This window comes from Kocuria sp. CPCC 205260 (assembly GCF_040981045.1).
In the GTDB taxonomy this organism is placed as follows: domain Bacteria; phylum Actinomycetota; class Actinomycetes; order Actinomycetales; family Micrococcaceae; genus Kocuria; species Kocuria palustris.
Map to the genome: position 1 here is coordinate 147,847 of NZ_JAVKPT010000003.1, position 16,076 is coordinate 163,922.

Consider the following 16,076-nt stretch of genomic DNA (forward strand, 5'->3'; position numbering starts at 1 on the left):
ACGCACCCGGGGTTGCGGGGCATCCGAGGATCGTGGCAAGATGGACGGCGTTGTTCGCGCATCGGCGCTGCTCGCAGCGCACCGAACGATGCAGGGTCCGGCCTCCTGGCGAGGCCTGGGCCGCAGTGAACCCCTCTGAACGACCCTCCCGCGATCCGGGATCGATGCTGTCGTCTGCGCAGAGCGAATAGACGACACGCCCGACCCCGGGGGGCGGTGCTCCGGCAGGCTGAGGAACCCGACGACGTCGGATTCAGTCCGTGCGGAGCGGCGCTGAAGGCAGCGCCACGCATAAGGAGCCTCGGCTCCGTCACAGGGAAGTACTTGAAGAAAGAGAGTCACGACGCCATGGCGGGACAGAAAATCCGCATCCGGCTGAAGTCCTATGACCACGAGGTCATCGACGTCTCGGCCCGCAAGATCGTCGAGACGGTGACCCGTGCCGGCGCAACCGTCGTCGGTCCGGTGCCGCTGCCGACCGAGAAGAACGTGTACACCGTGATCCGGTCGCCGCACAAGTACAAGGACAGCCGTGAGCACTTCGAGATGCGCACGCACAAGCGCCTGATCGACATCGTCGATCCCACGCCGAAGGCGGTCGACTCGCTCATGCGACTCGACCTGCCGGCCGATGTGAACATCGAAATCAAGCTCTGATAAGGACCGCAGACGCAATGACTACGACTTACGAACGCCAGATGAAGGGCATCCTGGGCACCAAGCTCGGCATGACCCAGGTCTGGGACGAGAACGGGAACCTGGTTCCCGTCACCGTGGTCCGGGCTGACACCAACGTTGTGACCCAGCTGCGGACCCCGGAGAACGACGGCTACTCCGCCGTCCAGATCGGCTACGGCCAGATCGACCCGCGCAAGGTGACCAAGCCCCTGGCCGGTCACTTCGAGAAGGCCGGCGTGACCCCGCGCCGCCACCTGGTCGAGCTGCGCACGTCGGATGCCGCCGAGTACTCCCTGGGCCAGGAGCTCTCCGTGGAGATCTTCGAGGCCGGCGCGCGCGTCGACGTCGTCGGCACCACCAAGGGCAAGGGCACCGCAGGTGTCATGAAGCGCCACGGCTTCGCCGGCGTCTCCGCCTCCCACGGTGCCCACAAGAACCACCGCAAGCCGGGCTCGATCGGCAATGCGTCCTACGCAGCGCGCGTCTTCAAGGGCATGCGCATGGCCGGCCGCATGGGCAACGAGCGCCACACCACCACGAACCTCAAGGTGCACGGTGTGGATGCCGAGAACTCCCTGCTGCTCATCAAGGGCGCCCTGCCGGGCGCCAAGGGTTCGGTCGTCCTCGTCCGCACCTCCGTGAAGGGAGCCTGATACTCATGGCAACTGAGACCATCAACGTGGACCTCCCCGCTGAGATCTTCGACGCCAAGTCCTCGGTGCCGCTGATGCACCAGGTCGTCGTGGCGCAGCTCGCGGCCGCCCGTCAGGGCACCCACAAGACCAAGACCCGCGCCGAGGTTTCCGGCGCCGGCCGCAAGCCCTTCAAGCAGAAGGGCACGGGCCGCGCCCGTCAGGGCTCCATCCGCGAGCCCCAGATGACCGGCGGCGGCATCGTGCACGGCCCGGTGCCGCGCGACTACTCGCAGCGCACGCCCAAGAAGATGAAGGCCGCCGCCCTGCGCGGTGCCCTGTCGGACCGTGCCCGTCACGGCCGCATCCACGTGGTGTCGACCCTCGTCGAGGGCACGACCCCGTCCACCGCAGCCGCCAAGGCCGCGCTGGCGGGTCTGACCTCGCGCAGGCACGCGCTCGTGGTGCTCTCGCGCCAGGATGACGTCGCCGCTCTGTCGGTGCGCAACCTGCAGAACGTGCACAGCATCTACGCGGATCAGCTGAACACCTACGACGTGCTGGTCAGCGACGACGTGGTCTTCACCAAGGATGCGTACGACGCATTCGTCGAGGCCGCCACGGCCGGCAAGAAGCAGGAGGACGCCAAGTGAGCGTGACCTACAAGGACCCCCGCGACGTCATCGTCGCTCCGGTGCTCTCCGAGAAGTCGTACTCCCTGATGGATCAGGGCCAGTACATCTTCCAGGTGACCCCGGATGCGAACAAGATCGAGATCCGCCAGGCCATCGAGTCCATCTTCGACGTCAAGGTGGCCTCCGTGAACACGATCAACCGTGCCGGCAAGCGGAAGCGCACGCGCTTCGGCTGGGGGCAGCGCAACAGCACCAAGCGTGCTGTGGTGACGCTGTCCGAGGGCACCATCGACATCTTCGGCGGTTCCCAGGGCTGAGGCCCGGGAACAGAGTCAACGAGGAACTAGAACATGGCTATTCGCATTCACAAGCCCACGACGCCGGGCCGCCGCGGCTCGTCCGTCGCGGACTTCGCAGAGATCACGCGCTCGACCCCGGAGAAGTCCCTGCTGCGCCCGCTGCCCAAGAAGGGCGGACGCAACAACCTGGGTCGCATCACCACGCGCCACAAGGGCGGCGGGCACAAGCGCCAGTACCGCGTCATCGACTTCCGTCGCCATGACAAGGACGGCGTGGACGCCAAGGTCGCGCACATCGAGTACGACCCGAACCGCACCGCGCGCATCGCGCTGCTGCACTACGTGGACGGCACCAAGCGCTACATCCTGGCGCCCAAGCGCCTGACCCAGGGCAGCATCGTCGAGTCCGGTCCGTCGGCCGACATCAAGCCCGGCAACAACCTGCCGCTGCGCAACATCCCGGTCGGCACCACGCTGCACGCTGTGGAGCTGCGTCCGGGCGGCGGCGCCAAGCTGGCCCGCTCGGCCGGCGCCTCGGTGCAGCTCGTCGCCAAGGAGGGCAAGTACGGACAGCTCCGTCTGCCCTCCGGCGAGATCCGCAACGTCGACGTCCGCTGCCGCGCGACCGTCGGCGAGGTCGGCAATGCCGAGCAGTCCAACATCAACTGGGGCAAGGCCGGCCGCAACCGCTGGAAGGGCATCCGCCCGACCGTGCGCGGCGTCGTCATGAACCCGGTGGACCACCCGCACGGCGGTGGCGAGGGCAAGACCTCCGGCGGCCGTCACCCGGTCAACCCGAACGGCAAGCCCGAGGGTCGCACCCGTCGCCCCAACAAGGAGAGCGACAAGCTCATCGTCCGTCGCCGTCGCACCGGCAAGAACAAGCGCTGAGGAGCCTGAACCATGCCACGCAGCCTGAAGAAGGGCCCCTTCGTCGACCAGCACCTGTATCTCAAGGTGGCCAAGGAGAACGAGAAGGGCACCAAGAACGTCATCAAGACGTGGTCCCGTCGCTCGATGATCGTGCCGGACATGCTCGGCCACACCATCGCGGTGCACGACGGACGCAAGCACATCCCGGTGTTCGTCACCGAGTCCATGGTCGGTCACAAGCTCGGCGAGTTCGCGCCCACGCGCACCTACCGCGGCCACGTGAAGGACGACAGGAAGGGCAAGCGCCGCTGACCTTCTCAGGTCGCAGCGTTTGACTTCCCGATAAGACGAGAAGAGGAAAGCAATGGAAGCCAAGGCATCCGCGCGCTACGTTCGCGTGACGCCGATGAAGGCCCGGCGCGTCGTCAACCTGATCCGTGGCCAGCAGGCGCACGAGGCTCTGGCGATTCTGAAGTTCGCCCAGCAGGGCGCTTCCGAGCCGGTGTTCAAGGTCCTGTCCTCGGCGGTCGCCAATGCGCGACAGACCGCCGATCAGAAGGGACTGCCGTTCCGCGAGGAGGAGCTCGTCGTGAGCGAGGCCTTCGTGGACGAGGGCCCGACGATGAAGCGGTTCCGTCCGCGAGCCCAGGGCCGCGCGTTCCGCATCAACAAGCGCACGAGCCACATCACCCTGGTCGTGGCGACCCCGGAGAACGAGGAGGTCCGCTAAGTGGGACAGAAGATCAATCCCAACGGCTTCCGTCTGGGAATCACCACGGACCACGTCTCGCACTGGTTCACCGATTCCAACAAGGCGGGCCAGCAGTACAAGGACTATGTCCGCGAGGACATCATGATCCGCAAGCTCATGGACACCGGCATGGAGCGCGCCGGCATCTCGAAGGTCGATATCGAGCGCACCCGTGACCGCGTCCGCGTGGACATCCACACGGCGCGTCCGGGCATCGTCATCGGCCGCCGCGGCGCCGAGGCCGATCGCATCCGCGGCGAGCTCGAGAAGCTCACGGGCAAGCAGATCCAGCTGAACATCCTCGAGGTCAAGAACCCCGAGACCGATGCGCAGCTGGTCGCCCAGGGCGTGGCCGAGCAGCTCGCCTCGCGCGTGGCCTTCCGCCGCGCGATGAAGAAGTCCATCCAGTCGGCGCAGCGCGCCGGCGCGAAGGGCATCCGCATCCAGTGCGCCGGCCGTCTGGGCGGCGCCGAGATGTCCCGCTCGGAGTTCTACCGCGAGGGGCGCGTGCCCCTGCACACGCTCCGCGCGAACATCGACTACGGCTTCTTCGAGGCCAAGACCACCTTCGGCCGCATCGGCGTGAAGGTCTGGATCTACAAGGGCGACCTGACCTCCAAGGAGCTCGCAGCTCAGGAGGCGGCAGCCCAGTCCCGCGGCCGCGGCGGAGACCGTCGCGGCGGAGGCGCCGGCGATCGCCGTCGCCGTCCCGAGCGCACTGACCGCAATGATCGCGGTGGACGTCGTGGAGAGCGCTCCGGCGACGCCCCCGCAGCGAATGCAGAGGGTGGTAACTGATGCTCATCCCCCGTCGTGTGAAGCACCGCAAGCAGCACCACCCCAAGCGCGGTGGCACTGCGACCGGCGGCACCACGGTCTCCTTCGGAGACTGGGGCGTCCAGGCACTGACCCCGGCCTACGTCACCAACCGGCAGATCGAGGCGGCTCGTATCGCCATGACCCGCCACATCAAGCGCGGTGGCAAGGTCTGGATCAACATCTTCCCGGACCGTCCGCTGACCAAGCGCCCCGCTGAGACCCGCATGGGCTCCGGCAAGGGCTCGCCCGAGTGGTGGGTCGCCAACGTCAAGCCGGGTCGCGTGATGTTCGAGCTGGGCGGCGTGTCCGACGAGGTGGCCCGTGAGGCCCTTCGCCTGGCCATCCACAAGCTCCCGATGAAGGCGCGCATCGTGCGTCGCGAAGGCGGTGAATGATCAATGGCCGTTGGATCCAAGGATCTGAACATGGAGAAGCTCGTCGAGCTCGACGACGCCGCTCTCCAGTCCGAGCTGAAGAAGGCCAAGGAGGAGCTGTTCAACCTGCGCTTCCAGTCGGCCACGGGCCAGCTCGAGAGCAATGGCCGTCTGAAGGCCGTCAAGCGCGACATCGCGCGCATCTACACGGTGCTGCGTGAGCGCGAGCTGGGCATCCGCGGCGCAGCCGAGACCTCGAAGGATGGTGCCAAGTGACCGAGCAGCCTCAGAAGACCGCTGAGACCGACCAGCGCGGGGATCGCAAGACCCGCCGCGGCTACGTCGTCTCGGACAAGATGGACAAGACCGTCGTCGTGCAGCTGCAGGACAACGTCACCCATGCCCTCTACGGCAAGGTGATCCGCCGCACGCAGAAGGTCAAGGCCCACGACGAGGCCAACGAGTGCGGCGTGGGCGATCTCGTCCGCATCGCTGAGACCCGCCCGCTGTCGGCTCAGAAGAACTGGCGCATCGTGGAGATCGTCGAGAAGGCCAAGTGATCTGTGGCTCCCGCGCTGCGGGAGCCACATGGGACCCCGCCGCATGCGGGGCACCGCAGGGCTAGCGCCCCTTCACCGCTCGCGCGGGGGAGGGGCGCTTCGCCATCCCCGCCGGCCGGTCCTGCCCGCCAGGACGTGATGCGGCTCAAGCCGTGATCCGCGTCCTGGCGCGGATCACGGCCTGTCGGTTGGGTGCCTCATGTGCTAGAATCTCTCCCTTGTGTGGGCATCTCTATGCCCCCGACCCTCTGCCTTCCGTGCCAGCGCATAATGCTCGCGGCTTCGGCGCGCCTTCGGGCACACCGGCAAGACCACGAGTCCAGATGCTTCTGGCACGGTGCGGCGGAGCCCCTGCCGGGAGCGCCTCGCGCGGAGCCGGTGGAGGGGGATCCATCCGACGAACTGTTCCGCAAGGCCCGCCCCTGCTCTCGAAGGGTGCGAGAACCAGCGTGACGACAGGAGAGCAACAGTGATTCAGCAGGAGTCGCGACTCAAGGTCGCCGACAACACGGGTGCGAAGGAGATTCTCACCATCCGTGTCCTCGGCGGCTCTGGTCGACGCTACGCAGGCATCGGCGACACCATCGTCGCCACCGTGAAGGACGCCATCCCCGGCGGCAACGTCAAGCGCGGCGATGTCGTCAAGGCCGTCATCGTGCGCACGCGCAAGTCGCGTCGCCGCTCGGACGGCTCGTACATCCGCTTCGACGAGAACGCGGCCGTCATCCTCAAGTCCGAGGGCGGCGATCCGCGCGGCACGCGCATCTTCGGCCCGGTCGGGCGCGAGCTGCGCGACAAGAAGTTCATGAAGATCGTCTCCCTGGCACCGGAGGTGCTCTGATGCCCAAGTTCAAGATCAAGACCGGCGACCTGGTCCAGGTCATCACCGGCAAGAAGGAAAACAAGGGCAAGCAGGGCAAGGTCCTGCGTGTCATCACCGAGACCGAGCGTGTGGTCGTGGAGGGCGTCAATGTGATGACCCGTCACAAGCGCCCGACCATGCAGGGTGAGTCCGGCGGGATCGAGAAGGTCGAGGCCCCGATCCACATCTCGAATGTCGCCCTGGTCGATCCCGAGACCAACAAGCCGACCAAGGTCGGCTACCGCACCGAGACGGTGGAGCGCAACGGCCGGACGAAGACCGTGCGCGTCCGCGTCTCCAAGACCACCGGCAAGGATCTGTGATGACTGAGACCACCACCGCCCCGCGCTTCAAGACCAAGTACGACGAGGTCGTCGCGCCGGCGCTGCAGGAGCAGTTCGGCTACAAGAACGTCATGCAGATGCCGCGCATCACCAAGGTCGTCGTCAACATGGGCGTCGGAGATGCCGCCAAGGACTCCAAGCTCATCGACGGCGCCGTGCGCGACCTCACCGCGATCACCGGCCAGAAGCCGGTCATCAACCGCGCCCGCAAGTCCATCGCTCAGTTCAAGCTGCGTGAGGGCATGCCGATCGGCTGCCACACCACGCTGCGCGGCGAGCGCATGTGGGAGTTCCTGGATCGCCTCGTGACCCTGGCTCTGCCCCGCATCCGCGACTTCCGCGGTCTGTCGGACCGTCAGTTCGACGGCAACGGCAACTACACGTTCGGCCTGACCGAGCAGGCGATGTTCCACGAGATCGATCAGGACAAGATCGACCGCGTCCGCGGCATGGACATCACCGTGGTCACGACCGCCACCTCCGATGATGAGGGCCGCGCACTGCTCAAGGCGCTCGGCTTCCCCTTCAAGACCAACTGAACCACTACGTCGCAGGTCCCGCCCCCGGGCGGGAAACCATGACGAGGAAGGGCTAGAGCCCACCATGACAATGACAGATCCTGTCGCAGACATGCTGACCCGTCTGCGCAATGCCAACTCGGCCTACCACGACACCGTGGCCATGCCGTACTCGAAGCTGAAGGCCCGCCTGGCGGAGATCCTCAAGGCCGAGGGCTACATCGAGGACTGGACCGAGGAGCCGGCTCGCGTCGGCAAGACCCTGGTCCTGAACCTCAAGTTCGGCCCTCAGCGCGAGCGCTCCATCGCGGGTGTGCGCCGCATCTCCAAGCCCGGCCTTCGCGTCTACGCGAAGTCCACCAACCTGCCCCGAGTCCTGGGCGGCATGGGCATCGCGATCATCTCCACCTCTTCCGGCCTGCTGACCGATCGTCAGGCCGCGAAGAAGGGCGTGGGCGGCGAAGTCGTCGCCTACGTCTGGTGACCCGCTAGCAGAGGAAGGAAGGAAGAGAACATGTCACGTATCGGACGTCTCCCCATCTCTGTGCCCAGCGGCGTCGAGGTGAAGATCGATGGCTCCCTGGTCACCGTCAAGGGACCTAAGGGGGAGCACCAGCACCAGATCGCAGCGCCGATCACCGCCGTCCTGGAGGACGGTGTGATCACGGTGTCGCGACCCGATGACGAGCGCGAGTCGCGGTCCCTGCACGGGCTGACCCGCACTCTCATCAACAACATGATCGTCGGTGTCACCGACGGCTACTCGAAGGGCCTCGAGATCGTCGGCACGGGCTACCGCGTCACGCCGAAGGGCAAGGACCTCGAGTTCGCCCTCGGCTACTCGCACCCGGTCCAGTTCGAGGCTCCCGAGGGCATCGAGTTCGCCGTCGAGGGCGCGAACAAGCTGTTCGTGAAGGGCACCGACAAGCAGCAGGTCGGCTATGTGGCCGCCAAGATCCGCGCCCTGCGCGCCCCGGAGCCCTACAAGGGCAAGGGCGTTCGCTACGCGGGCGAGCAGATCCGTCGCAAGGCCGGAAAGGCAGGTAAGTGACCATGGCTCTCAAGTTGAAGAGGGGCAAGTCGAAGTCCGCGGCGCGCAACCGCCGTCACCTTCGCGTCCGCAAGCACGTCTCGGGAACCGCCGAGCGTCCGCGCCTGGTCGTGAACCGCTCCAGCCGGCACATGTTCGTCCAGGTCATCGACGACAAGGCCGGTGTGACGCTCGCGTCCGCATCCACCATGGAAGCCGAGCTCCGCGCCGCGGAGTCGGACAAGTCGGAGAAGGCCAAGCGCGTGGGCGAGCTCGTCGCCGAGCGCGCGAAGGCAGCCGGCATCGAGGCCGTCGTGTTCGACCGCGGGGGCAACAAGTACCACGGTCGTGTGGCAGCCGTCGCTGACGGCGCCCGTGAGGGAGGTCTGGCACTGTGAGCGAGCAGAACACCGAGAACACCACCACCGAGACTCAGACCGAGTCCACCGGTGCAGAGCAGTCCAACCAGGGTCGCGGCGGGCGCGGCGGCAATGACCGCGGCGGTCGCAACGATCGTGGCGGACGCGGCGGCAACGACCGCGGCGGCCGTGGCGGCCGTGGCGGCCGCGGAGGTCGCGACGAGGAGAAGGACAAGTTCCTCGAGCGCGTCGTGACCATCAACCGCGTGTCCAAGGTCGTCAAGGGCGGCCGTCGCTTCAGCTTCACCGCACTCGTCGTGGTGGGCGATGGCGAGGGCATGGTCGGCGTCGGCTACGGCAAGGCCAAGGAGGTCCCCGCGGCGATCCAGAAGGGCGTCGAGGAGGCGAAGAAGAACTTCTTCCGCGTCCCGCGCATCGAGGACCGCACCATCCCGCACCGCGTGCAGGGCGAGGCCGCCGCAGGCGTCGTCATGCTGCGTCCGGCCACTCCGGGTACCGGCGTGATCGCCGGCGGTCCGGTGCGCGCCGTGCTCGAGTGCGCCGGCATCCACGACGTCCTGTCGAAGTCGCTGGGCTCGTCGAACCAGATCAACATCGTGCACGCGACCATCGAGGCGCTGCGCATGCTCGAGGAGCCCGCTGCTGTGGCTGCTCGTCGCGGCCTGTCGATGGAGGACGCCATCCCGGCGCCCCTGCGCGGCATCCAGCAGAAGGCAGGTGCGTGATGACCACTCCGAAGCGAATCAAGGCTGACGGCCGGGAGATCCGGATCACCCAGACCCGTTCCGTGGTCGGCCAGAAGCAGAACATGCGCGACACCCTGCGTTCCCTGGGCCTCAAGCGCCCCGGCAACGTGGTCGTCCGCAAGGCGGATGAGGTGACGGTCGGCATGGTCAACACCGCCGCCCACCTCGTGCAGGTTGAGGAGGCCTGATCATGGCTGAGCAGAACACCGACAGCGTCGTGTCCGTGGACGGCACGACCTCGAGCGCCCTGAAGATCCATCACCTGCGTCCGGCTCCGGGCGCCAAGAAGGCCCGCCAGCGCGTGGGCCGCGGTGAGGCGTCGAAGGGCAAGACCGCAGGCCGCGGCACCAAGGGCACCAAGGCCCGCTACCAGGTGCGCCCGGGCTTCGCAGGCGGGCAGCTCGCGCTGCACATGCGCCTGCCGAAGCTGCGCGGCTTCACCAACCCGTTCCGTGTCGAGTACCAGGTCGTGAACCTGGACCGCCTGGGAGAGCTGTTCCCTCAGGGCGGCAAGGTGGGCGTCGACCAGCTCGTGGCCAAGGGCGCGGTTCGCAAGAACCAGCCGGTCAAGGTGCTGGGCGACGGCGAGATCTCTGTGGCCGTGAACGTCACGGCGCACAAGTTCTCCAAGTCGGCCGCTGAGAAGATCTCCGCCGCGGGCGGATCGACCACCGCTCTGTGATCCTGGCGGCGGACTAGGCGATCCCCGAGGATCCGCCCCGAGTCCGCCACCGGATCGCGACCAGAAGGGCCTGTCTCCCGCACGGGGGACGGGCCCTTCTGCCGTCTGCGCAGGCGGAGGGCCGCCTTCGGATGTGAGGAGGCGCTCCCGGGCCCGATGCGCCGATGCTGGACACGATGGTTAGACTTGCACGGGCCATCACGGCCTCATGCCGACCCCCGCCCGTCCCAGGGCGTTTGCCGGATGACGGAAGACCGGCCGACGGTCTGCCCCCACGACCAGAGGAGAGTCGATTGCTCAGCGCTTTCGGACGGGCGTTCAAGACTCCCGAGCTGCGGAACAAGCTGCTGTTCACCATCGGGATCATCGTGATCTACCGCCTGGGCACCTTCGTCCCGGCTCCCGGTGTGGACTACGGCAACGTCCAGCAGTGCCTGGCCCTGGGCAACGCCAGCGGCGGCGTCTACGACCTGGTCAACCTCTTCAGCGGCGGAGCCCTGCTGCAGGTGTCCATCTTCGCCCTGGGCGTGATGCCCTACATCACGGCGAGTATCATCGTCCAGCTGCTGCGAGTGGTCATCCCGCGCTTCCAGGAGCTGCATGAGGAGGGTCCGCAGGGCCAGGCCAAGCTCACGCAGTACACGCGCTACCTGACCATCGGGCTGGCACTGCTGAACGCGACCACGATCGTCTCCCTGGCCCGGTCGGGCCAGCTGCTGGGCGACTGCCCGCTGCCGATCATTCCGAACGACTCGGTGCTGACCATCGCGATCATCATCATCGCGCTGACCGCCGGCACGACCGTGATCATGTGGCTCGGCGAGCGGATCACGGAGCACGGCGTGGGCAACGGGATGTCACTGCTGATCTTCACCTCGATCGCCGCGTCGTTCCCGTCGGCCCTGGGCCAGATCTTCAACACGCAGGGCGCGCTGGTCTTCGGCCTCGTCTGCCTGGTGGGCCTCGTGGTGATCATCTGCGTGGTCTTCGTGGAGCAGTCGCAGCGCCGCGTGCCGGTGCAGTACGCCAAGCGGATGATCGGCCGCCGCACGATCGGCGGCTCGACCACGTACATCCCGCTCAAGGTCAACATGGCCGGCGTCATCCCGATCATCTTCGCCTCGTCCATGCTGATGCTGCCCGGGCTCGTGACCCAGTTCGCGGCGCCCACGGATGGCTCGCCCATGCCGGGGTGGATCAATTGGATCAACACCTACCTGGCCTCCGGTGACCACCCGGTCTACATGGTCACGTACTTCCTGCTGATCGTGTTCTTCACGTACTTCTACGTCTCGATCACCTTCAACCCGGAGGAGGTCGCCGGGAACATGAAGCGCTACGGCGGCTTCATCCCGGGCATCCGCGCCGGGCGGCCCACGGAGAAGTACCTGCAGTACGTCATCAGCCGCATCACGCTGCCCGGCGCGCTGTACCTCGGCGTGATCTCGATGATCCCGCTGGTGGCCCTGGTGCTCTTCGATGCCAACCAGAACTTCCCGTTCGGCGGTCCGTCGCTGCTCATCATGGTGGGCGTGGGCTTGGATACTGTGAAGCAGATCGACGCTCAGCTCCAGCAGCGCCACTACGAGGGCCTGCTGCGCTGAGGCGCTGACGTCGGCGTGCAGAGCGGGCCCGGCGCAGCCATCCACTATCCGCTCCAGATCAGGAGAAGCACATGACTCGCATGCTGATCATCGGCCCGCCCGGTGCGGGCAAGGGCACCCAGGCGGTGCGCATCGCCGAGCGCCTGGGGATCCCGGCCATCTCGACCGGGGACATCTTCCGGGAGAACATCCGCGGCGGCACCGAGCTCGGCAAGGAGGCCCAGTCCTACACCGATGCCGGCAACCTGGTCCCGGACTCCGTGACCAACCGCATGGTGCGCGATCGGCTGTCGTGGGAGGACTGCGCTGAGGGCTTCCTGCTCGACGGCTACCCGCGCAACACCGCCCAGGCGGAGGAGCTCGACCGCATCCTGCAGGAGTCCGGCACCCAGCTGGATGTCGTCCTGCAGCTGACCGCGGATCGGGACGAGCTGGTCGCGCGACTGCTCAACCGCGCCCAGGAGCAGGGCCGCACGGATGACACCGAGGACGTCATCCGGCACCGACTGGACGTCTACGACCGCGAGACCGCCCCGGTGATCGGCCTCTACGCCGACCGCGGCTTGGTCACCGAGGTCGACGGCCTCGGCACGATCGACGAGGTCACCGAGCGGATCGCTCAGGCCCTGGCCTGATCCGCCGCCGGACGGCGCAGCCTCCGGGACCATGATGCACTCATGGGTGCGCGGCGCGGCGGAGACCACCATGGCCCCAGCGGGGTCGCACGACAGCGCAGGGCCGGTGCCGCGAGCACCGGCCCTGCGCACTGCCCGAGAAGAGAGGGGGCGGCATGTTCGGCCGCCGCAAGATCGAGTACAAGACCGATGAGCAGCTGTGCGGCATGGTCCGTGCCGGCGTGGTGACCTCCCGCGCGCTCGACGCCGCGGTGGCCGCCGCACGCCCGGGGGCCACGACGGCAGACGTCGACGCCGCCTTCCGCGAGGTGCTGTCCGCCAACGGGGCCACGTCCAACTTCCTGGGCTACTTCGGCTACCCGGCGACGGTCTGCGTGTCCGTCAACGAGGAGGTCGTCCACGGCATCCCGGGCGAGCGCGTCCTGGAGACGGGGGACATCCTCTCGATCGACGGCGGCGCGATCGTCGACGGCTGGAACGGCGACTCCGCCCGCACCGTGATCCTCGGCAACCCGTCGGAGGAGGACCAGCTGCTCTCGGACGTGACCCGCGAGGCCATGTGGCGCGGCATCGCCGCGGCGGCCACCGGAACCCGTGTCGGCGACATCGGCGCGGCGATCGAGGGCCACGTGCGCGAGCGCGTGGGCCAGCGCCTGGGGATCCTGGAGGACTACGTGGGCCACGGCATCGGCTCGCAGATGCACATGGCCCCGGACGTGCTCAACTACCGCGCCTCGGGCGGCTCGCCGGCGCTCAAGCCGGGCATGTGCCTGGCCATCGAGCCCATGCTCGTCACCGGAGGCATCGCTACCTCGACCCTGTCCGATGACTGGACCGTGGTCACCGACGACGGCGGCCGCGCCAGCCAGTGGGAGCACTCCGTGGCGATCCACCGCGGCGGGCTGTGGGTGCTGACCGCCGAGGACGGCGGTGCCTCCGAGCTCGAGCCCCTGGGCGTCACGCCCGTCCCGATCCCCGGCAGCTGAGAAGACACACCCCTCCCCTCATGAGCGACCCTGATCGGGTCGCGCCGCAGAACCGACACCGCCCCACCGGGGCCTGGAGACATCGTGAGCCAGACCAGCCAGCCGCTGCCGGATCCGACCGTGGGTCGGCCCGAGACGCCGATCGCCCCCGTCGAGGAGCTCGACGAGGCGCAGATCCTGGGAGATGACGCCGAGACCGAGATCTCGGAGGTCGAGACCGCCCAGCCGCCGGTGGACATGGAGCAGACCGATCCGGATGCCGGCACCGCGGACACCCCGCGCCCGGTGCCGGGCCAGCTCGTGTTCCAGGCCGCCCGTCGCGGCAAGCCTCCGCGCCATCTCGCCGACACGGACATGGCAGGACGCCGGGAGATGCTCAAGGAGATGGGGCACAAGCCCTTCCGCGCCGAGCAGCTCTCGCGCCACTACTTCGAGCGCTTCGCCTCCGATCCGGCGGATATGACCGATCTGCCCAAGGACGGGCGCGAGCAGCTGGTGCACGACACCATGCCCGAGCTGCTCAGCACCGTGCGCACGCTCAAGGCCGACGGCGGAGACACCGTCAAGCGCGTGCACCGGCTCTTCGACGGAGCCCTCGTGGAGTCGGTGCTCATGCGGTATCCGAACCGTGTGACCATGTGCATCTCATCCCAGGCCGGCTGCGGCATGAACTGCCCGTTCTGCGCGACGGGGCAGGCGGGGCTGACCCGCAACCTCTCGGCCGCCGAGATCGTGGGCCAGGTGGTCGAGGGCATCCGCATGACCCGCGACGGCGAGGTCGGGCGCCGCGAGCAGGATCCGCAGCGTGTCTCGAACATCGTCTTCATGGGGATGGGGGAGGCCCTGGCCAACTACAAGTCGACCATGCAGGCGGTCCACCGCCTGATCGACCCGGCGCCGGAGGGCCTGGGCATCTCGGCGCGCGGGCTGACCATGTCGACCGTCGGGCTCGTGCCGGGCATGCGCAAGTTCACCCGCGAGGGCCTGCCGATCACCCTCGCCCTGTCCCTGCACGCGCCGGACGACGAGCTGCGCGACGAGCTCATCCCGATCAACAACCGGTGGAAGGTCGACGAGGCGCTGGACGCGGCCCGTGAGTACTTCGATGCCACCGGACGGCGTGTGTCCATCGAGTACGCCCTGATCCGGGACATGAACGACCAGGGCTGGCGCGCCGACCTGCTGGGGGAGAAGCTCAACGCCCGCGGAGCAGGCTGGGTCCACGTCAACCCGATCCCGCTGAACCCCACCCCGGGCTCCAAGTGGACGGCCTCGCGCCGGGGCGTGGAGCAGAACTTCGTCGAGCGCCTGCGTGCCCACGGCATCCCCACGACCGTTCGCGACACCCGCGGCTCGGACATCGACGGCGCCTGCGGGCAGCTGGCCGCCGCGAGCTGAGCCGAGCAGCACTGGGCGACCGCCCGGAGGGATCGAGATCACCCTTCCTGCGGCCGAAGGAGGCCCCGGACCATCTTGTCCACAGGGCCGCAGTAGCGTAATGTCTTCTGCTGGTTGTCTGCGTATCCCTCTGCGTGCCCGGACATCGCCCCGCACCTGTCTCGCCCCCGGGCGTCGGCTGTCGTGCGCGGGACCGGAAGCAGCAGAGATCTGCAGACAGAGAGCCGAACCCCGCCCGTCTCCTTCGGGAGCGGGCACTGAAGTGAGCGGAGTACATGGCTAAGAAAGACGGAGTCATCGAGATCGAAGGCGGCGTGGTCGAAGCGCTCCCGAACGCAATGTTCCGGGTTGAGCTCGACAACGGCCACATCGTCCTGGCCCACATCTCCGGAAAGATGCGCCAGCACTACATCAGGATCCTCCCGGAGGACCGTGTGGTGGTGGAGCTGAGCCCCTACGACCTCTCACGGGGTCGGATCGTCTACCGCTACAAGTGAGTCGGAGAGTCGTCGGTCCTGCCGGCGGCGCCGATTCGTCCAGCAAACGCGAAGGAATGCGATGAAGGTCCAGCCGAGCGTGAAGCAGATCTGCGAGAAGTGCAAGGTGATTCGCCGCAACGGACGAGTCATGGTGATCTGCGAGAACCCGCGCCACAAGCAGCGTCAGGGCTGATTCAGCCCTGAGGCGAGATATCCGCCGCACCAGCGGCGGATGACAGAGGCACCGCTCCCGACCGGAGAGATCCAGGCGGGCACCCCCGGGCACGGAGGCCGGGGACCACGGAACAGGGCTCATGCCCACCGATGGACAGCGATGCTCCAGACCTCCGGAACGAACCGAGGAGAACAGCCGATATGGCACGTCTCGCAGGCGTCGATCTTCCGCGCGACAAGCGCGTGGTGATCGCACTCACGTACATCTACGGCGTCGGGCCGACCCGCGCCAAGGAGGCCCTCGCGGCCACCGAGATCCCCTCTGATGTCCGGGTCAAGGACCTGACCGACTCCCAGCTGGTCGCACTGCGCGACTTCATCGAGGGCAGCTTCAAGGTCGAGGGCGACCTCCGCCGCGAGGTCGCCGCCGACATCCGCCGCAAGGTCGAGATCGGCAGCTACCAGGGCATCCGCCACCGTCGCGGTCTGCCTGTGCACGGTCAGCGCACCAAGACGAACGCTCGCACCCGCAAGGGCCCCAAGCGCACCGTCGCCGGCAAGAAGAAGTAACGCGCTCACCTGATCTGAACCGGTGCGACCGCTCGTCGCGCCGAATG

At 67.6% G+C, this 16,076-nt stretch carries 27 protein-coding genes; all 27 read left to right on the plus strand.

The features are described from left to right. Positions 1–348 precede the first annotated feature (348 nt). Positions 349–657, plus strand: coding sequence for a 30S ribosomal protein S10 (gene rpsJ, locus RF645_RS07855; protein ID WP_006213509.1), 309 nt, complete (start codon positions 349–351; stop codon positions 655–657). A 17-nt stretch (positions 658–674) separates the two neighbouring features. After that, entirely contained in the window at positions 675–1,331 is a 657-nt protein-coding gene (gene rplC / locus RF645_RS07860; protein WP_024289929.1) for a 50S ribosomal protein L3, read from the plus strand. Positions 1,332–1,336: 5 nt separating this feature from the next. Then, entirely contained in the window at positions 1,337–1,963 is a 627-nt protein-coding gene (gene rplD, locus RF645_RS07865; protein WP_006213507.1) for a 50S ribosomal protein L4, read from the plus strand. Further along, on the plus strand, positions 1,960–2,262 hold the full coding sequence (gene rplW / locus RF645_RS07870) for a 50S ribosomal protein L23 (protein WP_058871807.1): 303 nt from the start codon (positions 1,960–1,962) through the stop codon (positions 2,260–2,262). The genes rplD and rplW overlap by 4 nt, the downstream gene beginning before the upstream one ends. Before the next feature lie 33 nt (positions 2,263–2,295). Next, positions 2,296–3,135 (plus strand): 50S ribosomal protein L2, encoded by an 840-nt coding sequence (gene rplB / locus RF645_RS07875; RefSeq protein ID WP_058871806.1) that lies wholly within the window; start codon positions 2,296–2,298, stop codon positions 3,133–3,135. 12 nt (positions 3,136–3,147) lie between these two features. Continuing rightward, entirely contained in the window at positions 3,148–3,429 is a 282-nt protein-coding gene (gene rpsS, locus RF645_RS07880) for a 30S ribosomal protein S19 (RefSeq protein WP_006213504.1), read from the plus strand. 52 nt (positions 3,430–3,481) lie between these two features. Beyond that, the gene (gene rplV, locus RF645_RS07885; protein WP_006213503.1) at positions 3,482–3,847 is read left to right on the plus strand and encodes a 50S ribosomal protein L22; all 366 of its coding nucleotides are present in this window, start codon (positions 3,482–3,484) and stop codon (positions 3,845–3,847) included. Then, complete coding sequence (gene rpsC, locus RF645_RS07890) at positions 3,848–4,666, plus strand: 30S ribosomal protein S3 (protein WP_058871805.1); 819 nt, start codon at positions 3,848–3,850, stop codon at positions 4,664–4,666. Further along, positions 4,666–5,082 (plus strand): 50S ribosomal protein L16, encoded by a 417-nt coding sequence (gene rplP / locus RF645_RS07895; RefSeq protein WP_006213501.1) that lies wholly within the window; start codon positions 4,666–4,668, stop codon positions 5,080–5,082. The genes rpsC and rplP overlap by 1 nt, the downstream gene beginning before the upstream one ends. Before the next feature lie 30 nt (positions 5,083–5,112). Beyond that, positions 5,113–5,337 (plus strand): 50S ribosomal protein L29, encoded by a 225-nt coding sequence (rpmC, locus tag RF645_RS07900; RefSeq protein ID WP_006213500.1) that lies wholly within the window; start codon positions 5,113–5,115, stop codon positions 5,335–5,337. Next, positions 5,334–5,621 carry a 30S ribosomal protein S17 gene (rpsQ, locus tag RF645_RS07905; protein ID WP_006213499.1) on the plus strand — a complete coding sequence of 96 codons (288 nt, stop codon included), beginning with the start codon at positions 5,334–5,336 and terminating at the stop codon, positions 5,619–5,621. The genes rpmC and rpsQ overlap by 4 nt, the downstream gene beginning before the upstream one ends. A gap of 469 nt (positions 5,622–6,090) precedes the next feature. Further along, positions 6,091–6,462 (plus strand): 50S ribosomal protein L14, encoded by a 372-nt coding sequence (gene rplN, locus RF645_RS07910; RefSeq protein ID WP_006213498.1) that lies wholly within the window; start codon positions 6,091–6,093, stop codon positions 6,460–6,462. Continuing rightward, positions 6,462–6,806, plus strand: a complete 345-nt coding sequence (rplX, locus tag RF645_RS07915; protein ID WP_006213497.1) for a 50S ribosomal protein L24 — start codon at positions 6,462–6,464, stop codon at positions 6,804–6,806. Before rplN ends, rplX begins: the two co-directional genes overlap by 1 nt. Further along, the gene (gene rplE / locus RF645_RS07920; protein ID WP_006213496.1) at positions 6,806–7,366 is read left to right on the plus strand and encodes a 50S ribosomal protein L5; all 561 of its coding nucleotides are present in this window, start codon (positions 6,806–6,808) and stop codon (positions 7,364–7,366) included. The genes rplX and rplE overlap by 1 nt, the downstream gene beginning before the upstream one ends. Before the next feature lie 64 nt (positions 7,367–7,430). Then, positions 7,431–7,829: a 30S ribosomal protein S8 gene (rpsH, locus tag RF645_RS07925; protein WP_006213495.1), complete on the plus strand. Its 399-nt coding sequence runs from the start codon at positions 7,431–7,433 to the stop codon at positions 7,827–7,829. Positions 7,830–7,859: 30 nt separating this feature from the next. Further along, positions 7,860–8,396 (plus strand): 50S ribosomal protein L6, encoded by a 537-nt coding sequence (rplF, locus tag RF645_RS07930; RefSeq protein ID WP_058871804.1) that lies wholly within the window; start codon positions 7,860–7,862, stop codon positions 8,394–8,396. Between the two features lie 2 nt (positions 8,397–8,398). Further along, complete coding sequence (gene rplR, locus RF645_RS07935) at positions 8,399–8,773, plus strand: 50S ribosomal protein L18 (RefSeq protein ID WP_024289933.1); 375 nt, start codon at positions 8,399–8,401, stop codon at positions 8,771–8,773. Beyond that, the gene (rpsE, locus tag RF645_RS07940) at positions 8,770–9,480 is read left to right on the plus strand and encodes a 30S ribosomal protein S5 (RefSeq protein ID WP_058871803.1); all 711 of its coding nucleotides are present in this window, start codon (positions 8,770–8,772) and stop codon (positions 9,478–9,480) included. The genes rplR and rpsE overlap by 4 nt, the downstream gene beginning before the upstream one ends. Further along, the gene (gene rpmD, locus RF645_RS07945) at positions 9,480–9,689 is read left to right on the plus strand and encodes a 50S ribosomal protein L30 (protein WP_058871802.1); all 210 of its coding nucleotides are present in this window, start codon (positions 9,480–9,482) and stop codon (positions 9,687–9,689) included. Before rpsE ends, rpmD begins: the two co-directional genes overlap by 1 nt. Positions 9,690–9,691: 2 nt before the next feature. Next, on the plus strand, positions 9,692–10,183 hold the full coding sequence (gene rplO / locus RF645_RS07950) for a 50S ribosomal protein L15 (RefSeq protein ID WP_058871801.1): 492 nt from the start codon (positions 9,692–9,694) through the stop codon (positions 10,181–10,183). A gap of 293 nt (positions 10,184–10,476) precedes the next feature. Further along, the gene (gene secY, locus RF645_RS07955; protein WP_006213489.1) at positions 10,477–11,787 is read left to right on the plus strand and encodes a preprotein translocase subunit SecY; all 1,311 of its coding nucleotides are present in this window, start codon (positions 10,477–10,479) and stop codon (positions 11,785–11,787) included. A gap of 71 nt (positions 11,788–11,858) precedes the next feature. Then, positions 11,859–12,422 (plus strand): adenylate kinase, encoded by a 564-nt coding sequence (locus RF645_RS07960; RefSeq protein WP_058871800.1) that lies wholly within the window; start codon positions 11,859–11,861, stop codon positions 12,420–12,422. Between the two features lie 155 nt (positions 12,423–12,577). Next, a complete protein-coding gene (map, locus tag RF645_RS07965) occupies positions 12,578–13,408 on the plus strand; it encodes a type I methionyl aminopeptidase (protein ID WP_058871799.1) in 831 nt (276 codons plus the stop codon). 237 nt (positions 13,409–13,645) lie between these two features. Beyond that, positions 13,646–14,806 carry a 23S rRNA (adenine(2503)-C(2))-methyltransferase RlmN gene (rlmN, locus tag RF645_RS07970; protein WP_058871892.1) on the plus strand — a complete coding sequence of 387 codons (1,161 nt, stop codon included), beginning with the start codon at positions 13,646–13,648 and terminating at the stop codon, positions 14,804–14,806. Between the two features lie 275 nt (positions 14,807–15,081). Next, complete coding sequence (infA, locus tag RF645_RS07975; protein ID WP_006213485.1) at positions 15,082–15,303, plus strand: translation initiation factor IF-1; 222 nt, start codon at positions 15,082–15,084, stop codon at positions 15,301–15,303. Between the two features lie 61 nt (positions 15,304–15,364). After that, complete coding sequence (rpmJ, locus tag RF645_RS07980; RefSeq protein WP_006213484.1) at positions 15,365–15,478, plus strand: 50S ribosomal protein L36; 114 nt, start codon at positions 15,365–15,367, stop codon at positions 15,476–15,478. Between the two features lie 182 nt (positions 15,479–15,660). After that, positions 15,661–16,029 (plus strand): 30S ribosomal protein S13, encoded by a 369-nt coding sequence (rpsM, locus tag RF645_RS07985; RefSeq protein ID WP_006213483.1) that lies wholly within the window; start codon positions 15,661–15,663, stop codon positions 16,027–16,029. Positions 16,030–16,076: the final 47 nt, after the last annotated feature.

What these genes read in the sequence shown, in the direction of transcription:
- rpsJ (WP_006213509.1), top strand. Translation starts at nt 349, where the DNA reads ATGGCGGGACAGAAAATCCGCATCCGGCTGAAGTCCTATGACCACGAG.
- rplC (WP_024289929.1), top strand. Translation starts at nt 675, where the DNA reads ATGACTACGACTTACGAACGCCAGATGAAGGGCATCCTGGGCACCAAG.
- rplD (WP_006213507.1), top strand. Translation starts at nt 1,337, where the DNA reads ATGGCAACTGAGACCATCAACGTGGACCTCCCCGCTGAGATCTTCGAC.
- rplB (WP_058871806.1), top strand. Translation starts at nt 2,296, where the DNA reads ATGGCTATTCGCATTCACAAGCCCACGACGCCGGGCCGCCGCGGCTCG.
- rpsS (WP_006213504.1), top strand. Translation starts at nt 3,148, where the DNA reads ATGCCACGCAGCCTGAAGAAGGGCCCCTTCGTCGACCAGCACCTGTAT.
- rplV (WP_006213503.1), top strand. Translation starts at nt 3,482, where the DNA reads ATGGAAGCCAAGGCATCCGCGCGCTACGTTCGCGTGACGCCGATGAAG.
- rplP (WP_006213501.1), top strand. Translation starts at nt 4,666, where the DNA reads ATGCTCATCCCCCGTCGTGTGAAGCACCGCAAGCAGCACCACCCCAAG.
- rpmC (WP_006213500.1), top strand. Translation starts at nt 5,113, where the DNA reads ATGGAGAAGCTCGTCGAGCTCGACGACGCCGCTCTCCAGTCCGAGCTG.
- rplX (WP_006213497.1), top strand. Translation starts at nt 6,462, where the DNA reads ATGCCCAAGTTCAAGATCAAGACCGGCGACCTGGTCCAGGTCATCACC.
- rplE (WP_006213496.1), top strand. Translation starts at nt 6,806, where the DNA reads ATGACTGAGACCACCACCGCCCCGCGCTTCAAGACCAAGTACGACGAG.
- rpsH (WP_006213495.1), top strand. Translation starts at nt 7,431, where the DNA reads ATGACAATGACAGATCCTGTCGCAGACATGCTGACCCGTCTGCGCAAT.
- rplF (WP_058871804.1), top strand. Translation starts at nt 7,860, where the DNA reads ATGTCACGTATCGGACGTCTCCCCATCTCTGTGCCCAGCGGCGTCGAG.
- rplR (WP_024289933.1), top strand. Translation starts at nt 8,399, where the DNA reads ATGGCTCTCAAGTTGAAGAGGGGCAAGTCGAAGTCCGCGGCGCGCAAC.
- rpmD (WP_058871802.1), top strand. Translation starts at nt 9,480, where the DNA reads ATGACCACTCCGAAGCGAATCAAGGCTGACGGCCGGGAGATCCGGATC.
- rplO (WP_058871801.1), top strand. Translation starts at nt 9,692, where the DNA reads ATGGCTGAGCAGAACACCGACAGCGTCGTGTCCGTGGACGGCACGACC.
- RF645_RS07960 (WP_058871800.1), top strand. Translation starts at nt 11,859, where the DNA reads ATGACTCGCATGCTGATCATCGGCCCGCCCGGTGCGGGCAAGGGCACC.
- map (WP_058871799.1), top strand. Translation starts at nt 12,578, where the DNA reads ATGTTCGGCCGCCGCAAGATCGAGTACAAGACCGATGAGCAGCTGTGC.
- rlmN (WP_058871892.1), top strand. Translation starts at nt 13,646, where the DNA reads ATGGAGCAGACCGATCCGGATGCCGGCACCGCGGACACCCCGCGCCCG.
- infA (WP_006213485.1), top strand. Translation starts at nt 15,082, where the DNA reads ATGGCTAAGAAAGACGGAGTCATCGAGATCGAAGGCGGCGTGGTCGAA.
- rpmJ (WP_006213484.1), top strand. Translation starts at nt 15,365, where the DNA reads ATGAAGGTCCAGCCGAGCGTGAAGCAGATCTGCGAGAAGTGCAAGGTG.
- rpsM (WP_006213483.1), top strand. Translation starts at nt 15,661, where the DNA reads ATGGCACGTCTCGCAGGCGTCGATCTTCCGCGCGACAAGCGCGTGGTG.